The following is a 289-nucleotide window of genomic DNA, read 5'->3' as shown; positions in this document are numbered from 1 at the left end:
GCGGCGCAGGCGCAAGGTCCCGCCGACGGCGGCAGCGGCCACGACGGCCGCTCCCACCGCGATCTGGGTGGTGTCGGGACCGACGCTGCCGCCGATCCCCGATCGGACGGGGCCGCGCGGCTCGCGGTCGCGCTCCACGAAGAATTCCCGGGTGATGTGCCGGCCGTCCTCGCACCGCACACCGACGCGGTACGGACCGCGTCCGATCTCGTGCGGCACCCGGAACCGGCCGACCAGCACCTCTCGGTCCGCCTCCGGATCCGCTCCCTGGCCCGACGCGCGCTCCAGC

General features: G+C 76.1%; 1 pseudogene. It reads right to left on the bottom strand.

The features are described from left to right. A pseudogene (locus BFF77_RS32600) lies at window positions 1-289 on the bottom strand (hypothetical protein); the annotation flags it as partial.

It is taken from the genome of Streptomyces lushanensis (assembly GCF_001700515.1).
Classification (GTDB): Bacteria; Actinomycetota; Actinomycetes; order Streptomycetales; family Streptomycetaceae; genus Streptomyces; species Streptomyces lushanensis.
This window is presented reverse-complemented; position numbering and strand designations above follow the sequence as displayed.